Source organism: Paraburkholderia sp. BCC1886 (assembly GCF_900996245.1).
In the GTDB taxonomy this organism is placed as follows: domain Bacteria; phylum Pseudomonadota; class Gammaproteobacteria; order Burkholderiales; family Burkholderiaceae; genus Paraburkholderia.
In genome coordinates, this window is record NZ_CAAJGK010000041.1 from 277906 (window position 1) to 295829 (window position 17924).

A 17924-nucleotide genomic window follows, 5' to 3' on the forward strand; every position below is an offset into this window, starting at 1 on the left:
CCGCCAGGCGCCTATTTCCTGCGTTTCGAAGTCGACGTCGATAAACCCTTCAGCGCTTGAAAAGCCGCTTCAAAATGTTCAACGAGCGGCGACGACGGATTCTTCACCCACGTCTGCAAACCATGGCCAGTGACGGCCATGGCCGTGACAGCGGTGAGATCCGCAAGTGCAGACTCAATTCCGCGACTGCGTAGAGCATCGGCTATCGCCTCTGTGGGGTTGTTTGCCCGCCAGTTGCCTTCTGGCGTTGGGCTGGATGTATCGGGGGTCGTGACGGCCGTAGGGGAAGGCGTTACCGACGTCGCCGTCGGCGATGCCGTATTCGGTCCGGCCGACTTCACGAACTATTCGAGTGCTGGTGCGGCCGACTACGCCGTTCTCTGCCATTGGCGTGCGGACCGGCGCAGAGAACATCGAATCCGAAGGCGGGTTGAAGCTTCGCTGGGATACGCTTGCAGAATACGGACAACTCGCGGCCAAGGGACGTTTCCAGATACCGGTAGCACGGACCTTCACTCTGGAGGACTGGCGCGAGGCGCTCGATATCAGTCTGGCCGGTCGCGCTCGCGGCAAGCTGGTTCTGGTGCCATTCAGCTAAGCGGGAGTTGCTGGCCGGCGGTTTTGTCACCGGCTATGCGCTCATCACGCGACGATAAAACCCGCGCCCCGCGCACGCCTCACCTAGTGACTCAACGAAAACCCTTGCTCATCTTCATCCTCGGCTAAAGCCTTCGCTTGAGCCTGCGCCTTCTCCGAGACAGACAGGAAGCAGGTCAGCAAACCCGACAACAGATAAAGCCCGCAGAAAATCCAGATCACGCCCGCAATCCCGACGGTGCTCTGGAACAGACTCACGATAATCGGCCCGAGCCACACGCTCGCACCCGCACCGAGTCCGAGCACGGACAACGCCGCAGCCTTTTCCTTCGGGCAGATTTGCGGCACGAGTCCCGACAGCGGCACATAGCACGCGAGCGTCGCACCATAAAACGCGCCGAACACCGCTGCCACCGCGAAGTCGCCCTTGAAGATCAGCGGCATGTAATAGAACAGCGGCACGCTGATAGCGGTGCCCAGACAACCGGCAAAGCCGATCACGCGGCGATAGCCGATCTTGTCCGCGGCCATGCCCGAGCCCAGATTGAAGACGATGTTGCTGAGGAAAACGATCGACAGCAGATGCAGCCACTGTTCCAGCGTGAAGCCGAGCGTGTGCGTGAAAAACGCCGGCATGATCACCAGAAACGCGTACTCCGACGACGTATTGATTGCACGCGTGACACCGGCGAGCAGGATCTTCGGCTCGCGCCAGACAATCGACACGCTGCCGAACAGAATGCCGACCGGGTTTGCGCCTTCCGGTGCGCGCCGCTCGCTGCCGCTACGGTCGCGGCAGCACAGCAGCGCGATCAGCCCTCCCACTACGACGAGGCCGAGCGACGCCCAGAACGTCGCCATCTGACCGATAGCCGGAATCGCCAGACTGGCAAACAGCGAGCCGAGCGTCGGCAACCCGGCGGCAAATGCAAACCAGAACCAGCCGACGGCGGCCCCGAGTTGACGCGGCGGCGTTGCCGCCGCAATCCACACGAGAAAGCCGAACGCAAACAGCGGATAGCCGATGCCGCGCAGTGCATACGCCGCGACCATGATCGGATAGCTGCCGGGCGCCACGCCGAAACGCAGGAACAGCACTTCGAATACGGCCCAGATGACGAGGCCGACGGTCATCACGCGCCTGGGTCCCCACAGGTCGGAGAGCGCACCGGAAAGCCACGATGCAATCGAAACGGCAACGCCGTAGACCGTGAAGAGCAGCGCCACGCGCGCCGTGGAAACGCCATGGCTCGCGAGAAACGGTGCGAGATAGCCGGCCTCGACGCCATCGCCGATCATGAAGAGCAGCAGTCCGAGAAAACCGAACGAAAGCGACTTTGGCATGCCGATACGATCGAACAGAGTCGGCGAGGCGGTTGATGAAGAGTCAGAAGAAAAAGAGTCAGCAGGGGAAGCCATAAAAAAGTTTGCTCCATGAAAACGCGCATTCGATAGACGAGCGCACGCTAACCGAGACGACATCCAGCGAGTCGTCGGTGCGGAAAAGAACGCAGCACGGCCGTCGGGCAAACAGCCGACAGCAGAGCTACTTCAGGGAGTGGACTGCCAATCCGTCAATGGGAATGAGCAGTCAGGCGAGCGAGCACACGCGAGTGCACCCGGCCGGCGCGATCTACGCGCGCGTTGGGGCCGACGGATCGTCGTAAGTAAAGCGCTGGGCGAGTCGTGCACAGTGCGTGGGGCGCGTGACCAGCAGCGGGCCTGCGCAAGGATGGAGACGGAACATGTCGGTAGCCGTGGTGTGGATTGCCGTCAGCCGGGTAGGGTCCGGAATGGGTCAGGATGTCCTGACCGGCTTCGCCAATGCCTGGAATTTCCGCGCGATCTTTAGCCGCACTTCGGAGAAGGCGCCAGTGTCTCCCCTGGCTCTTCACCGCCTGCCTTGCAGACGACGTTCCGGACGGACAGGTGTCCGGCAACGTGAGGGTGGTCGGGAATAGGCCCGAACCGATTGAACGATGTGTAACGACAGCGGCTGGACAGTGATTCAACTCAGCCGCCCCGAATTGCGATGCACGTCATGGTGCGTGAAGAATTATAACGAGCGATGACGTCGATCAAAAAAATCAGGGCCAAGTGCGACTCTAGGTCGCGCTCTTGCTGCGGTGTCCGGTCACGTGCTGTCCGGCATCGGACGACAGGGTGAAGACGTCGAAAATGGCCATCACGCTCAACGCAGCGACGAGCAGAAACGCGAGACTGAAATCGGCGGGTGTGAGCGCATGAGCCGCGTGTCCATGCCACCACGCAGCCAGTCGCAGCGCGATGGCGCCGGCCGCGACGCCCATGCCCATCGTCATCTGGCTCAACGTGCTCGACAGGGTCGACGCGCCGCTCATCTGCGGCTTGGGCACGTCCGCAAAACCGAGCGTGTTGATGGCGGTAAATTGCAGCGAGCGCGCGACGCCGCTGACGAACAGCGCCAGCAGAATCCACCCATACGGTGTCGCCGGTTCGAGCAGGCTCATGCTGGCCAGCGTCAGCGCGGCGAATGCGCCGTTCACGACCAGCACGGTGCGAAAACCGAAGCGCCGCATGATCTGCGTGGTGACGAGTTTGGTCGACAGATTGCCCGCGAACACGGCAAGCGTGAGCAAGCCCGACTGAAACGGATTCATGCCGAAGCCGACCTGGAACATCAACGGCAACAGGAACGGCACCGCGGCGATCGAAATGCGAAACAGCGAGCCGCCGCCTATCGCCACCCGGAACGTCTTGATGCGGAACGCCGACAGGTCGATGAGCGGATGCGCGCTGCGCGTCAGGTGAAACCACGCGGCCGCGCAGGCCGCGAGGCCGATGCCGAGGAATAGCAGCGCGCTATGCCACGACGCGTCGTCACGGCCGATCGCTTCCATCGCATACATCACCGAGGTGCCGGCCACGCCGGTCAGCAGAAAGCCGAGCCCGTCGAACGCGCGGCAGTCCGCATCGCGCTCCGAGCCCACGAAGCGCCACGCCAGCACGATGCCGATCAGACCAAGCGGCACGTTCAGATAGAAAATCCAGCGCCACGACGAATAGGTGGTGATAAAGCCGCCCAACGGCGGCCCGAGTACCGGCGCGATGAGTCCCGGCCACGTGATGATGGAGATGGCCCGCATCAACTGTTCTTTGGGCGTGACGCGCAGCACGGCGAGTCGTCCGACCGGTACCATCATCGCGCCGCCGATGCCTTGCAGAATGCGGGCGCCGGTGAACTCGACGAGCGTGTCGGTCACGCCGCACAACATCGAGGCCGCGGTGAAGATGGCCAGCGCGGCGGTGAATACGGTGCGTACGCCGATCCGGTCGGCCAGCCATCCGCTGATCGGGATGAACACCGCGAGCGTCAGCAGATACGAGGTCATGCCGACGCTCAGATCGACCGGACGGATATGGAACGAGTGCGCCATTTGCGGCAGCGCGGTCGCGATGATGGAACCGTCGAGGTTCTCCATGAACAAAGCGGCGGCGACCAGCGTGGTGATCAACGGGGAGCCGCCGGGGCGCATCGCGGCGGGGGACGAGACCGGCATCGACAGACACTCCTGAGTCGAAAGCGAAATGACGGGAACAAGGGGTGGCGCGAGGCGGTCATGGTAACAGCGCGATGCGCCTGTCTGCGAGCGGGTTTGCGTCGGGCGCGAAAGAGTCCGCGCTCACGTGGCGCTGAATTTCGTGTTAAAGAGACCCTTGGTGCTTCATCGACGCGGCGCAGTCATCCCACTCATCAGCAACGGAAGGATCAATGTCCAGATATTTACTAGAACGCGTGCCCGGGCGCGCGGGTTTCATGACGATGCTGGCCGTCGCGCTCACTGCCTGCGCGCCGATGCCGCCAGGCGCGGATCAGGTGGCCGCTGCACCGAGCGTCGCCCAGTCGGCGCCTCAGGCCGCCAGTGCGCCGGTAGCGTCGAACCCCGCGCCACCCGTGAAGCCCGCGGCCGACGGTCCATTGCCCGTGCCGCCGAAGCTGCTGGCGTTGACGCAACCCGCGGGTCAGTTGCGTCTGAAGTTCAGCGCCGACAATCAATCGTACTGGCCGCTCTCGCAGTACTACGAGACCCAGCGCAACGAAGCCTATTGTTCGGTTGCGAGTTCGGTCATGGTGCTCAACGCATTGGGGATCCAGCGTCCCGCGTCCAGTCAGTATCCGGACTTCCCGTTCTACTCGCAGACCGACTTCTTCAACGGGATGGATGCGCAGGTGGCCAACGCCGCGCAGGTGTCGAAGGAGGGGATGACGCTGGATCAACTGGCCACGGCGTTGCAGACGTTCCCGGTGAACGTGACCAGGTACCACGCGACCGATCTGACCTTGCCGCAATTTCGCCGGCTGATTCGCGACACCACCCGTCACGCCGATCGCTTTGCGTTGCTGAATTTCCATCGCACGGAAATCGGCGAGGTGGGCGGTGGACACTGGTCGCCGCTGGCCGCGTACGACGCGCACAGCGACAGCGCGTTGTTGCTGGATGTCGCGCGCTACAAGTATCCGGCGGTGTGGGTGCCGGTGGCGCGTCTGTATGCCGGCGCGCAGGCGGTGGATAACGTCAGTAACCTGTCGCGCGGTCTCGTGGTCGTGACACGACGGCCGAACTGAACGAAGCAGTGGCGGCGACTACGGACGCTCACTCGTCTTCGTTACGCCACTCCTTGAGGTTCTCGCGCGCGTTCAGTTCGATGAACGACGGCAACGCACGCAAACCGCGAATATAGCGGGCGAGATCCGGCCAGCCAGATGCGGGACGCGGCATGTTGCGCGTCCAGCGCAGCAGCACCACGGCGAGCAGATCGACGGTGCTGAGTTGGCCGCCGACCAGGTAGTCGCGTCCGTCGGCGAGTTGCGCGTCGAACGTCTCGCAGGCCGTTTCGATGCGTTGGCGCGCGAGCGCCTGGACCGCTTCGGCACCGGCGGCGTCGCCGTCGACAGCGGCATAAAACCAGTCGCGCATGGCAGGGAGCAAGGTATTGGCGAGGTAGACCATCTGTTCCAGCCAGGCCGCCCGGTCTGCTGTGCCGGGTGCGGGCGCAAGGCCCGCTTCGGGATGCCGCTCGGCAAGCAGCATCAACAAGGCGGCGGATTCGTGACGCGGCACGTTATCGACGATCAGCGTCGGCACCCGGCCGGATGGATTGAGCCTCAGATACTCGGGGTCGTGTTGCTGGCCGGCGTCGATATCGACCAGCCTGGCGCTGAACGGAACGCCCATTTCGAGCAGCATCCAGTGCACCGGCATACTCGCCGCGCCCGGCGAATAGTAGAGAAGGTAAGACATGCGCGCTCCGTCACATGCCGATCGAGCTGCGATCGAGCGGGTTTGAACGCGCGTAGTCTACCGTCGTTTGTCAGGCGGCTGCCACCTGTAACGAGGTGGCAGCGAGAGGTTTCATGCGCTGCGTGCCATCTCCGCCACGCCCGTGTTGAAAGTGTCTTCGGCATGGAGGCGGCGGGTGCCGGTCGAGGCCGCACGTTGACGCAACGGCGTCTTGCGCGTGCGAGGAGCATCGCGCAAAGCCGGACGGGCTTCGACCAGATCCGCATATAACGCGAGATAGTGCGAGGTCGAGGCTTCCCAACCGGAATCGCGGCTCATTGCATTGCGTTGCAACGCATGCCACGACGAGGGCCGCACGAAAGCGGCCAGCGCGCGATCGACCGCATGCAGGACGTCGTCACGACTTTCGCCTTCAAACAGGAAACCGGTTGCGCTGTCTTCATTCGCCCCGCCGTGGTCCGGCGCATAGTCGACGATCGTATCGGCGAGACCGCCCACGCGTGACGCAACGGGAATCGTGCCGTAACGCATTGCATACAACTGTGTGAGACCGCACGGCTCGAAACGGCTGCCGTGCAGCAGCACGTCTGCGCCCGCATGCAACATATGCGCGCGCTGCTCGTCGTAGCCGATCTGCACGCCGACGCGTCCCGGCCACGCAGCGGCGAGCTCCTGCAGCGCTTGCTCGAGTCCGCGCTCGCCCTGGCCGAGAATCGCAAACTGCAAACGCGGATGACGTTCGAGCAGCACCGGCAGCGCATGCACGACCACGTCGGCGAGTTTCTGCTCGGTCAGACGGCTGCCGATCGCAACCAGCGGCGCGAACGGATCGCGCGTCAGGCCGAAGGCCTGTTGCAGTTCCCGCTTGCAGGCCTGCTTGCCGGCGGTGTCGTCGACGGAATAGGGGCGGGCGATGTGTTCGTCGGTCGCCGGGTTCCACGTTAGCGCATCGATACCGTTGACGATGCCCGAGAGCTTGCCCGCATGAGCCTGCAACACGCCTTCCATGCCATGGCCGAAGTGCGGCGTCAGAATCTCACGAGCATAGCGCTGGCTCACGGTCGTCACGCGGTCCGCGTGGACGATGCCCGCTTTCATCATGCTGAGCGAACCGTAGAACTCGATGCTGCGTTCGTCGGACAGAGCCGGCGCGAGCAGTTCGGGCGGCACGCCGATCCACGCGCCCATCGCCAGCGGGTGATTCCCCTGAAACGCGAGGTTGTGAATCGTGAATACGCTTTTTGCTGCGACGCCCGCGAGCCGCATGTAAAGCGGCGTGAGCCCTGCATGCCAATCGTGCGCGTGCACGATGTCGGGGCGCTTCACGTTGCGCACCCCGCGCGCAATGCGCGTGGCCGCTGCGGCGAGCGAAGCGAAGCGGGTGAGGTTGTCGAGATAGTCGCGTCCCTGCGGATCGCGGTACAAGCCTTCACGTGCGAACAAATGATCCATCTGCAGCAGCAACACCGTGACGCCCGTATCGGGCATCTGGGCGCGCAGCAGTTTGGCATCGCCGCCGGGCAGACCGGTCATGCGTGCAACGTAAGTGACATCGACCGCCTGTTCGAGTGCGGCGGGATAGGCAGGCATCAGAATCGAGACGTCGACGCCGGCGTCGCGCAACGCGGCGGCGTAAGCACTGACCATGTCGCCGAGGCCGCCGGACTTGGCGAGCGGCAGCGCTTCGGAAGCGACAAGAAGAACGTTGAGCGACAAAATGGCCCCCCAGGGACGGGTTTTGTGCACTTGCACAGTGCAGTGGAATTCGCGAATGGCTTTATTTGAGCAAGGGGTGTGCCTGAGGGTGAGTTCTAATTATTTTTCGGCGCGAGGTTTGTGCTGCAGTGCAAAGCGAGGGTTTGCCCCGAGCACCCTTGAATAACACCCAGCGCTTTTTTGCATTGATGTGTAGATTTGACGTTCGACCAGCGGGCAAGACTGGCATACGCCGGATTGAAACGCGAAGACGTCGGGCGCAAAAGAGAAAAGGCCGTCGCTGCGAAGCGACGGCCTCTTTCAGGCGAATCTGCGGGAGCAGTTTTTAATGCGCTGCAGCAGGCTTCTGTTCGACCGGTTGAGCCTTCGTTACGGCGCTAACCACCACGAACACCACGATGTTCACGGCCAACGCCACGAAGCCGATATTGATGTCCTTGAGCGAATCCGACAGGAACGGCAGCATCTGCCCGACGCTCAGATGCATCGTGGTCGTTGCGGCCACAACGGCTACCCCTGCCAGAATCCCGCAAAACGCGCCTTGCTTGGTGGCGCGGTTATTTGGACGCAGGCTGCAGATCACCGCGGGCAGGAGTTGCGTGACGAAGCTGTAGCCCATCAGCAGCAACGCCACGATCGTTTCGCCGCCTTGCAGCGTGAAGCCCACGGCCACCAGCGCGACCACCGGCACCAGGAAACGCGCGAGGTTGGCGACCGACGCGTCGCTGGCCTTGCGGTTCAGCATGCCGCGGTACACGTCGTTGGCGAGCAGGGTAGAGGCGGAGGTCAGGATCATCGAGCCCGGCACCAGAGCGGTCAGAATGCCCGCCGCGCCGATCACGCCGACGAACCACGGATCGAAAGTCTGCAGCGACAGGCGGAACAGCGACAGGTCGATGTTGCCGCCGGTCAAACCCGGCACCTTCAGCGTGGCAGCGAAGCCGACGAAGAACACGAACAGCAGGATGAGCTGATAGAGCGGCAGCACCATCGCATTGCGGCGGAAAATGCGCTCGTCCTTCGCGGTGAAGATCGAACCGAAGGTGTGCGGCCACATGAAGAAGCCCAGCGCCGTCAGCAGCACGGTGGACTGGAACCAGATCACGCTCGAGCCTTTTGCCGGGAACGTAAGAAAGCCGGGTTTCGCGGCGTCGATGGCGCGGAACATGTTGCCGAAACCGCCGTAGTAGTGCAGCGGCATATAGATACCGAGGAACAGCACGATGGCGAGAATCATCAGGTCCTTCACCACCGAGTTCCACGCCGACCCACGCACGCCGGAGACGATCACATAGGCTGTCACCACCGCTGCGCCGATCCAGACCGCCGCCGTCGACGAAATCATCCCGTACGACGCGGTGGCGACGATGATGCCCAAGCCCTTCAGTTGCAGCACGAGATAGGGGATCAGCGCGGCCACGCCCACCAGCGCGACGAGGGTGCCGAGCGCCGGGCTGTCGTACTTGCGCGAGAAGAAGTGCGGTTGCGACACCAGCCGGTGAGTTTTCGCGTAACGCCAGATGGGCGGCAGCATCCAGTACGAGAGGATGTACGCGAGCGTGCCGTACGCGAGGATGTAGTAGACCGGCGCGCCCTTGCCATAAGCAAAGCCGCTGCCGCCGAGAAAGGTGAAGGTGGTGTAGATCTCGCCCGCCATCAGCAGGAACACGAAGGCAGTGCCGAAACTGCGGCCGCCCACGGTCCATTGCTCGAGGCTCATGTCGTGACCGCGCCGCGCGCGCACGCCGAGGTAGAGGGCGAACACCGTAATCGCCGCGATGATGATGAGTGCGCTCATGGGCGAGCCTCCTCGGCCTCGACGGCAAGTTGACGGTTGGTGGGGTCGAGCCAGTAGATGATCGCCATGATCACCGCGCTCAGCACGACCCAGAGAACGATCCAGGTCAGCACGAACGGCATGCCGAGCACCAGCGGCTCGACGCGATTCACGAACGGGACGCCGAGCAGAATGCCGATGAACGGCAGCGCGGCGAGAACACGAAGCAACATGGGGCAACTCCTCGGACGGTCGGTACGTTTCGTTGAAAGTGCAGCTTCGCTGGGCACTGTATGCCTGTTACTTCGTCCCCGTAAAGCTAGTCAAAATACTGTAGGGATATTGAAAGTTGCGCGCGCATCTTTCGTGGGAGGCTTGCTGCGACGCAACGTGGAGCGTTGTCGAGGCGTGTTTGCCGGTGCGTTCGGTGGGTTGGTGCTGCGGCGCGGCAGGCGGGCCGGTGCGACGCTTTTTTACGGTTGATAGAGGCGCCGCGCGATATCATCTGGCCACCTGAACGCCTGCCTGACGACAGGCGTACGCACGAACCTACGGAACGCATATGGTCGAAAGCCTGATCTCGGACATTCTGTTCGGCTTCACCGGACTGATCAGCATCATCAACCCCATTGGCATCGCCTTCGTCTTTCTCGATCGCACCGCTTCACTGACCACGGAAGAGCGCACCGCGCTCGCCAGAAAAATTGCCATCAACGTCTTATGCGTGCTGCTGGTGGCTTTTTTCATCGGTACGCCGATCCTGCACTTCTTCGGCATCTCAATGGAAGCGCTGCGCATTGGCGGCGGTCTGGCAGTCGCGGTGGGCGGCTGGCAAATGCTCAACGCGCCCGACACGCCTCAGCCCGCCGAACAGCCCGGCGTGAAGCGTGTAGATGCGGACAATGCGATGTCGAAGGCATTTTTCCCGTTCACCATTCCATTGACCACGGGGCCGGGTTCGATCGCCACCGCCATTGCGCTGACCGCGAACCGCACGCACAAGCTCTCGGCTTTCGTCCTGTCGAGCGTCGCGTCGGTAGTGATTTCGCTGGCGGTGGCGTTGACCGTGTATCTGGTCTATAGCCGGGCGATCGTTTTCGCGAGATATCTCGGCGTGGAAGGCACGAAGGTGGCGATGCGGGTGTCGTCGTTTCTGCTGTTGTGTATCGGCGTGCAGATTATCCTGACTGGCTTCTCGGAGTTCCTGATTCCGATTGCAACGCTGCAGGCACCGGTGAAATAGCCGTCACGCTCAGCGCGCGAGCAGCATCGTGCTCAACACCGAGAACACCGTCGTCGGCAATTCGGCAAGCCGGCTCACCACCACGTTGTGCGGATAGAAGTCTTCCACCGCATCGGTCAGCACGCCAATACCGACCATTTCGATGCCGCGTTTGCCGATTGCCGCCACCCGTTCGCGCAGGTCGCTGCGCAGGACTTGCGGGTCGCCATCGCCCGTCGACGGATAGCCGTCGGACAACACCATCAGGATGCGCCGCTCCGCCGGATGATCCGCAAGACGCGTAGCCGCCCAGGCGAGCGCTTCGCCGTCGGGATTTTCGTGACCGCAATCGATCTCGGCAATGCCGCTCAAATCCACCGCGCCGAAACGTTTATAGACTTTCAGATCGAGCTGCTCGATAAACCGGTTGTAGCGGCTCAAGTCGGCGCCGGCGGCAAGCTGCCGTTCGTAGAGCTGCTTCATTGGTGCGGATTCGCGGGAGCAGTAGCCGAGCACCTCGCAATCGAAGGACAGTTGCGTCAGCGCATCGCACAGCGCGCTCGCGCACAAACGCGCGAGGTCGATCTTGCGTCCGGCCATCGAGCCGCTGCGGTCGATCAGCAGGCACACGGCCACATCGCGTCCTTTGGCGGCGCGTTGCGTGCGAAACGGCGTGCGATAACCGGGCGACGTCGCGAGTCTGGCGAGCGCCGTGCGGTCGATTTCGCCGCGTTCCTGTTCGCGTCGCCAGCGGGTGCGTTCGTCGGCGCTCAACGCGCGTTCGAGCTTTTCCTTCAGCGGCGCGGTGTCGGCACGCGCCCGCACGCGCAGTTCGCGCCATGCGGCGCTGTCGCCGCGGCCGGTGAGGTCGGCGATCTCGTCGAACTCGGTGGCGAGCGGGATCGACATCGTCGGGCGCCGCGCGCTTGCGCCTGAACGTCCGGCGCTGTCGGATTGCGCGGAGGACATCTGCGCGTCCGCTAGAGACTGACCCATGCCGACCACGTCGTCCGCTTCAGCGCCGCCGCCTTGATCCGATGGCGACGAGGCGGCGTCGCCCTGATCGGCCAGCACGGTATCGTCATCGCCGAATGCGGTGGACGGGGCTGTCTGCGTGTCGATGTCTTCGAGCGGGTCGGCGGTGAACACCATGCTGTTCACGTCGCCTTTCGACAAAGCCCGTACCCGTGCCACCAATGCCTCGGCGGCCGCGATGCTATGCGCGGTCGAACGGCTCGCGCGCGCTTCGTCCAGCAGATCCTGCGAAGCGTGCAGCGCGGCCAGCAGGGAGTGACTCGATTCGGTCAGCGTTGGCTTTTCGTCCCACAGCGTGCGCTCCACGAGCCACACCAGCCGCTCGCGCCAATGCAGTTGCGGCCAGCGTTGCCGAACCCGTTCGGCTGCATGCAAACGCAGCTTGCCGATGAACCAGCGCGCCCCCGGATATTCGTCGAGCAGTTGCGCGCACACACGGCGGTCGTCGATCACCTGCGCGAGATTCGCGGTGACGCCTGCGGGCAGCGCGTCGAGTTGCGCGAGCGACGCGTGCTTCGCGCGCGCGACGAGCAGATCCAGATAGCCGATCATGACGTCGCGATCGACTTCGTCGTTCAGGTCGTAATCGGGAATCACGATGCGGCCGGGCTCGACGCGCGGGCCGTCCGGACTGAACACGACGGTCACACCGTATTGCCCGGTCAACACGCGCGCGACTTTGCTCAGCGTCGATTCGAACGCGAATCCTCGCGTGTCGCGCGGTACGTGTCTGGCGTTCATCTGCGTGGCGCTCCGTCGGTTACGCGGCCGGCGCGATGTGATGCCGGACGATGCCGCGAATCAGCGCGGCATCTTCGGGACTGACCTTCGCATAGATCGCAGGGCCGGCGGCGCGCTCCGGATCGCCGGTACGCAACATCAGTTCGGCCCAGTCGAGCAGACGGCGCGTCGAGAAAGCACTCGACAGATCTTCGCGCGCAAAAGCCGCACGGCAGTCGGCGGCGATCGCGGCGAGGGTGGTGGCGAGCGTGCGGGTCATGTGCGGGGCGAGCGTGCGCATCAGCACGTCGGCTTCTTCCGCCGGTGTCAGATAGTCGAGCAGATAAACGCGCCAGCGGTCGAGAAACGCCTCGTTCATCAGATTCGCGCCCTGGTACAGATGCCGGAACTGACCCATCGCACCGACCGCGTTCGCGGTGGCGAAGAGACGGAAGTCCGGATGCGGCGCGACGATCTCGTTGCCTTTCTCTTTGAGTACCAGACGGCCGTGCGGTTCGAGCACGGCGGTGAGGGCGGCGAGAATCGACGGCTCGGCAAAATCGATTTCATCGACAATCAGCCAGAGCCCTTCGCGCATGGCCGTGGGCAACACGCCGTCGACCCAGATGGTCTCACCGCCCTTGACGGTCCAGAAGCCGACGAAATCGCCGACGGTGGTCTGGCCGTTCATATTCGAGCGCAGGACGCCGTGCTGCGCTCGTGCGGCGACCTGTTCGATCAGACTGGTTTTGCCCGCGCCGGTGTGACCGATCAGCATCACGCGGCGATTCTCGACGATGTCGGCGACGATGTCGTTAAAGCGCTCGGAGAAGAGATAGGCGGGGTTGATGCGCGGGACGAGCGGGGTTTCGCTGCCACATGGCACGTCGATCTCGCCGATGCGTACGCTGGCGCTTCGCGGTGTGGAAGCTGGCCGCTTCGCTGCCGTGGCGAGCGCCGCCACGCGCTGCAATTCGGGCATGAAGGCGTCGCGTTTGGCCTCTTCCGAGTCGTCGTGCGCCTCGTCGGACTCGACGGCAAAGCCCTCACGCCGCCATTTTTTTAGTTTCGCGCGCAGGTTCTCGGCATCGACCACGAGGTCCATGTCGACCGCGCCGGCGTTTCCGCTATCGCCGAGGCCATGTTCGAGCCGGTAATTTTCCGGCCGGTCCGCGAGACTGACGCGCCACCATTCGGCGCCCTGTTCGGTGGCGCGTCGATAAAGGCCGAGATGTTCGTCAGTAGTCAGGTCAGGCGCGTTCATGGCGGGAAAGTAGGCGGGGGTCGAATGACCGGCTATCTTATCCCGACTCCCGTTCAATCGTCGCGTGACTGCCTTGCCTCGCCGCTCACACCGCTCACGCCGCGACCGCCGTCTGCTGCCGCGTCGATTTGCGCAAGCGCACGGGGATGGCTTTCGATGCCGGCACCTGACTTTCCTTCGCATGATGCGCGAGGGGAATCAGGCGATTGCACTCCGGGTAGTAGCCCATGATGCAACCCGGCGGAATGTCGTAGGCGTGCACGTGCATGCCGTCGACCTCGCGTGTCACGCCGTCTTGCGACACGGTCTCGATACAGACTGCGTCGCCTTCCACGAAGCCGAGACGGCTCAGGTCGTCGCGATGCATCAGCAGCACGTCGCGCGTGCCTTTTACGCCGCGAAAGCGGTCGTCGAGGCCGTACACGGTCGTATTGAACTGGTCGTCGCCGCGTGTGGTCATGAGGCGCAACACGTCCGGTCCGCGCGCCGGCATGTCGGCATCTTCGTCGAGCGTGTCGGGCACGATGAAAGTGGCTTTGCCACTCTCGGTTTTCCATTCCCGATGACACGCCGGCAATGGCCGATGAAAACCGCCGGGCTGCCTGAAGCGCGCGTCGAAGTCGGTGAACTGCTCGGGGTAGGTGCGCTCGATCGCATCGCGGATCGTCGCGTAATCGTCCACCCACGCATCCCAGTCGACTTTCGGGTTACGCGGCAGCAACGCCTTCGCAATGCCGGCGACGATCGCCGTCTCCGAAAGCAGCATTTCGCTGGCCGGCTCGGCGAGTCCATGCGAGCCGTGCACGCAGGCGGTGCTGTCCTCGACGCTGACCCACTGCTCGCCGCTGGCCTGCCGGTCGATCTCGATACGCCCGAGACAGGGCAGCAGATACGCCACCTCGCCATGCAGCAGATGGCTGCGATTCAGTTTGGTAGCTATCTGCACGGTCAAACGAAGACGGCGCCACGCCGGGTCCATCACATGATGGTCGGGAATCGCTACCTGGAAATTGCCGCCCAGTCCAATAAATGCCTTCACGCTGCCGTCGAGCACGCCTTGACACGCAGCGACGGTGCTCATGCCTTTAGCGCGCGGCGGCTCGAAATCGTAGAGCTCTTTCAGCTTGTCGAGCGGCGCGAGTTCCGGTTTTTCGGTGATGCCCACCGTGCGTTGCCCCTGCACGTTCGAATGGCCGCGAATCGGGCAGATACCCGCACCGGGCCGGCCGATATTGCCGCGTAGCAGGAGCAGGTTCGACAGCATCTGCACGTTGTGCACGCCGTTGCGGTGCTGCGTGATGCCCATGCCGTACAGCACCATTGCAGCTTTCGAATTAGCGTAGACCCGTGCCGCGTCTTCTAGCGCGGCGCGTGGCAGTTGCGCATGGCCTTCTATTTCTTCCCAGGTCAGCGCGCGCATCGCGGCGGCGAATGCTTCGAAGCCTTGCGTGTGTTCCGCGAGAAACTCCGCGTCGAGCACGCGTGGCGCGCCGTTACGCTGCGCCTCGTCGTCCCATTCGATCAGCAGTTTGCACAGACCGGCAATGGCCGCGGCATCGCCGCCGATCTTCACCTGGTGATACTGCGTGCTGATCAGCGTGTGTTCCGGCGTCAACATCTCCAGCGGCGATTGCGGATTGACGAAGGACACATGCCCGCGTTCCTTCAGCGGATTGAAGGTGATGATCTCCGCGCCGCGTTTGCGGGCGTCCTGCAGCTGATGCAGCATACGCGGCGCGTTCGTGCCGGTGTTATGGCCGAAGAACAGCATGCAGTCGGTGTGCTCGAAATCCTCGAGCGTGACGGTGCCGACCGGAATGCCGATGGTCTTGGGCAATCCCACCGATGTGCTTTCATGGCACATGTTCGAACTGTCCGGCAAATTGTTCGTGCCGTACATGCGGGCTAGCAGCGCGTAAAGGTACGAGGTTTCCAGCGACGCGCGGCCCGACGCGTAGAACACAGCGTCGTTGGGGGCGATGGCTTGCAACTCGCGGGCGATCTCCGCGAACGCATGCTCCCACGTAGTCTGCACATAACGGTCGGTGCTCGGGTCCCAACGCATGGGTGCCGTGAGGCGGCCGCGCGATTCGAGGTCGAGACCGCTCCACGACAGTAATTCGGTGAGCGTGTGTCCGGCGAAAAAGTCCGCGTCGATTCGCTTGTTAGTGATTTCCCACGCGGTTGCCTTGGCGCCGTTTTCGCAGAACTCGGCCAGATGCGGATCGGCTGGCTTGGCCCACGAGCAGCTCACGCATGCAAAGCCGTCGGCTTTGTTCTGCCTGGAGAGGAGGCGCGCGCCGCTCAGCGGCACGTGTTCCTTAAGAAGAATCGACGCTACGGCCTTCATCGACCCCCAGCCGCCGGATGCGTTCTTATACGGCTTGATTGGGGAGATGGCCGCCTCATCGTTGGCGGACGGCGTAGATTCAACGGGATCGGTAATCGGGTCCATGCGGAGGCTGCTCCTGACGGAAATATTGCCCGCCTGTGCAACTGCACCCGGCTGGTCTCGACAGGCAAGTCCGCAATTACCAGGCCAGTGTTTTCAAGGACGCTTACGGCTCAACTCGAGACAGGCGACTCAGAAATAGTCAGTTAGCCTCATTTTTCCCGTCTGCCAACGCCGTGCATTTCCCAGCCAGTGGACGTCCGCGCCGCGTGGAACAGTGCTTGCTCGGCTTTGATTCGGGAATCATGCAGGCGCCGATCATCGGTGCCGTGCATCCACACCGTTTGCAGCATTGAACACGACGCACTGAAGGTGCAGGGGCAAGGATAGAAACATGGCGCGACATAAGGCCGACGTGGCCGACGACGAATTCGAGATTTTTGCGAGCTACCACGGGACGGGCGACGGTCGTTACGTGGGCGGATTGAAGGTCGTCAGGAAAACAGACAAACGAATTCTGTTCCCCTTCGACGGTGCCCCCGAAATTGGACCGTACTCGACTGCGGACGAGGCCCGGCGGGCCGCAGTCGATTATGGACGGGAGATAGTCGCCGCGGACCGCGCGGCGCCGGAGCCCTGAAACGGGCGAGGTTCATCATGCGAGGGAGGCTTCAGGGCATCCCGCCAAGCGAAGGCGAAATCGTGCTGCCGCGGCTCGGATCGTCGGGATGTTCGTCGGGGACCGTAGGTCGCACCGACACCGGAGGATGACTGCGGTAGCAACTATCGACAGCGGTATCCACGAGGCAACGCTGGAATGCATCGGCGTCGGCCTTCTGTCCAAACGTGTAAAGCGTGCGTTCGACTTGAACTTCGGTGTCGGATACGCGAATGGTGGTGATTGACATCATCTTCTCCTTTTATATAAGGCAAGCCTCCTCGGGGTTGCCGCAACGGCCGTGCCACGGAGTGGGGCGGCTTCGACAGAAGGGACTCGACGAGAGGGACCGTATGTTGCTTCCGTTAAAGCTGTAGCCAATCCGCTTGGCGCATTTAAAGGAGAACGCCATGGACGACAGCAAGATCGAAATCTCGGAAGAAGTCAAAGCGCGAAACAAGCCCAGCGGCACGCGTTACGTCGAGCCGAGTCCGCTCGGCATCGAACCGGTGGTGCAGACTGGCGTCGACCAGGCGACCAATCCGCCGCGTTCGAGCGAGCGGCCGGTGCATTCGCCGGAAGTGCCGCTCGGCACCGGCACGCATGCCGAGCCGCCCGGCGGCGGCGGCCGTGAGTCGCAGAAGCAGGAATGACGACGCGGGGCCGCGAGTCGCGGGTCACGCTCTATCTACGGGAGCGAAGCATGCAGATCGATTTGAAGCACGCCCGGAAACACACGATTGAAGCAGCGCCGCGCGGCATCGATGCGTTTATGCTCGAGCCGCACGGTTGGGTGCCCAACAATCGTCGCCTGCCGGTCGTTATTTATCGTCAGGCGTTATCCCCGGGCGATGGCGATCTCGCCGCCTCGTTCGAAGATCTGTTCGAGCGCAACGAGTGGCCGCCGCAATGGCGCGACGGAATTTTCGACTATCACCATTTCCATGCAACGGCGCACGAGGTGTTGGGCGTCACGGATGGTTCCGCCGAGGTCATCATCGGCGGACCCGGCGGACGGGTGGTGCGGCTCGCGGCCGGGGATGCAATCTTGCTGCCGGCCGGCACGGGCCACTGTCTGCAATCTTTCGCACGCCATTTTCGCGTGGTGGCTGGCTACCCCGAAGGTCAGCAATGGGATATCCGCCGCGAAGCGCTCACACCGGAAGAACTTTCGAAGATGGACGTGCTGCCGTTCCCGCCGTTGGATCCGATAGAAGGCAAGGAAGGGCCGTTGGTGGAGCATTGGCTGCACGCCGCATGA

16 protein-coding genes and 1 pseudogene are annotated in these 17924 nt (G+C 63.1%); 7 read left to right on the forward strand and 10 right to left on the reverse strand.

The annotated features are described in order from the left end of the window. Nucleotides 1-138: 138 nt before the first annotated feature. A pseudogene (locus FQ746_RS35585) lies at nt 139-318 on the forward strand (alcohol dehydrogenase catalytic domain-containing protein); the annotation flags it as partial. A 34-nt stretch (nt 319-352) separates the two neighbouring features. Then, nucleotides 353-598 carry a zinc-binding dehydrogenase gene (locus tag FQ746_RS35010; RefSeq protein WP_222105862.1) on the forward strand — a complete coding sequence of 82 codons (246 nt, stop codon included), beginning with the start codon at nt 353-355 and terminating at the stop codon, nt 596-598. Between the two features lie 83 nt (nt 599-681). Here FQ746_RS35010 and FQ746_RS11080 read toward each other — a convergent pair whose 3' ends face one another. Continuing rightward, nucleotides 682-1941, reverse strand: coding sequence for an MFS transporter (locus FQ746_RS11080; RefSeq protein ID WP_222105863.1), 1260 nt, complete (start codon nt 1939-1941; stop codon nt 682-684). A 761-nt stretch (nt 1942-2702) separates the two neighbouring features. Beyond that, nucleotides 2703-4136: an MFS transporter gene (locus tag FQ746_RS11085; RefSeq protein ID WP_144109370.1), complete on the reverse strand. Its 1434-nt coding sequence runs from the start codon at nt 4134-4136 to the stop codon at nt 2703-2705. 212 nt (nt 4137-4348) lie between these two features. Here FQ746_RS11085 and FQ746_RS11090 point away from each other — a divergent pair, with 212 nt between their 5' ends. Continuing rightward, complete coding sequence (locus FQ746_RS11090; RefSeq protein ID WP_260853979.1) at nt 4349-5203, forward strand: phytochelatin synthase family protein; 855 nt, start codon at nt 4349-4351, stop codon at nt 5201-5203. Between the two features lie 28 nt (nt 5204-5231). Here the strand turns inward: FQ746_RS11090 and FQ746_RS11095 are convergent, their stop codons facing one another. The 4 genes from FQ746_RS11095 to FQ746_RS11110 form a co-directional block, all read right to left on the reverse strand. After that, nucleotides 5232-5879, reverse strand: a complete 648-nt coding sequence (locus FQ746_RS11095) for a glutathione S-transferase family protein (RefSeq protein WP_144109372.1) — start codon at nt 5877-5879, stop codon at nt 5232-5234. A gap of 111 nt (nt 5880-5990) precedes the next feature. Then, the gene (gene glgA / locus FQ746_RS11100) at nt 5991-7595 is read right to left on the reverse strand and encodes a glycogen synthase GlgA (RefSeq protein ID WP_144109374.1); all 1605 of its coding nucleotides are present in this window, start codon (nt 7593-7595) and stop codon (nt 5991-5993) included. A gap of 325 nt (nt 7596-7920) precedes the next feature. After that, nucleotides 7921-9393: a sodium:solute symporter gene (locus FQ746_RS11105; RefSeq protein WP_144109376.1), complete on the reverse strand. Its 1473-nt coding sequence runs from the start codon at nt 9391-9393 to the stop codon at nt 7921-7923. Further along, on the reverse strand, nt 9390-9605 hold the full coding sequence (locus FQ746_RS11110; protein WP_144109378.1) for a DUF3311 domain-containing protein: 216 nt from the start codon (nt 9603-9605) through the stop codon (nt 9390-9392). Before FQ746_RS11110 ends, FQ746_RS11105 begins: the two co-directional genes overlap by 4 nt. A gap of 329 nt (nt 9606-9934) precedes the next feature. Between FQ746_RS11110 and FQ746_RS11115 the strand changes: the two genes are divergently transcribed. Next, nucleotides 9935-10615 carry a MarC family protein gene (locus tag FQ746_RS11115; protein WP_144109398.1) on the forward strand — a complete coding sequence of 227 codons (681 nt, stop codon included), beginning with the start codon at nt 9935-9937 and terminating at the stop codon, nt 10613-10615. Nucleotides 10616-10624: 9 nt separating this feature from the next. Here FQ746_RS11115 and FQ746_RS11120 read toward each other — a convergent pair whose 3' ends face one another. The 3 genes from FQ746_RS11120 to FQ746_RS11130 all read right to left on the reverse strand — a co-directional run bounded on the left by FQ746_RS11120 (nt 10625) and on the right by FQ746_RS11130 (nt 16068). Next, nucleotides 10625-12370, reverse strand: coding sequence for a cobaltochelatase CobT-related protein (locus FQ746_RS11120; protein ID WP_144109400.1), 1746 nt, complete (start codon nt 12368-12370; stop codon nt 10625-10627). 19 nt (nt 12371-12389) lie between these two features. Next, on the reverse strand, nt 12390-13613 hold the full coding sequence (locus FQ746_RS11125) for an AAA family ATPase (RefSeq protein WP_144109402.1): 1224 nt from the start codon (nt 13611-13613) through the stop codon (nt 12390-12392). A 94-nt stretch (nt 13614-13707) separates the two neighbouring features. Beyond that, nucleotides 13708-16068: an FdhF/YdeP family oxidoreductase gene (locus tag FQ746_RS11130; protein WP_144109404.1), complete on the reverse strand. Its 2361-nt coding sequence runs from the start codon at nt 16066-16068 to the stop codon at nt 13708-13710. Between the two features lie 331 nt (nt 16069-16399). Between FQ746_RS11130 and FQ746_RS11135 the strand changes: the two genes are divergently transcribed. After that, nucleotides 16400-16645 carry a DUF6723 family protein gene (locus FQ746_RS11135; RefSeq protein ID WP_144109406.1) on the forward strand — a complete coding sequence of 82 codons (246 nt, stop codon included), beginning with the start codon at nt 16400-16402 and terminating at the stop codon, nt 16643-16645. Nucleotides 16646-16676: 31 nt separating this feature from the next. Here FQ746_RS11135 and FQ746_RS11140 read toward each other — a convergent pair whose 3' ends face one another. Further along, nucleotides 16677-16913 (reverse strand): hypothetical protein, encoded by a 237-nt coding sequence (locus FQ746_RS11140; RefSeq protein ID WP_144109408.1) that lies wholly within the window; start codon nt 16911-16913, stop codon nt 16677-16679. A gap of 160 nt (nt 16914-17073) precedes the next feature. On the opposite strand from FQ746_RS11140, the gene FQ746_RS11145 reads away from it, so the two are divergent. Both FQ746_RS11145 and FQ746_RS11150 read left to right on the forward strand, forming a co-directional pair. After that, complete coding sequence (locus tag FQ746_RS11145) at nt 17074-17316, forward strand: hypothetical protein (protein WP_144109410.1); 243 nt, start codon at nt 17074-17076, stop codon at nt 17314-17316. Nucleotides 17317-17366: 50 nt separating this feature from the next. After that, entirely contained in the window at nt 17367-17924 is a 558-nt protein-coding gene (locus FQ746_RS11150) for a cupin domain-containing protein (RefSeq protein ID WP_144109412.1), read from the forward strand.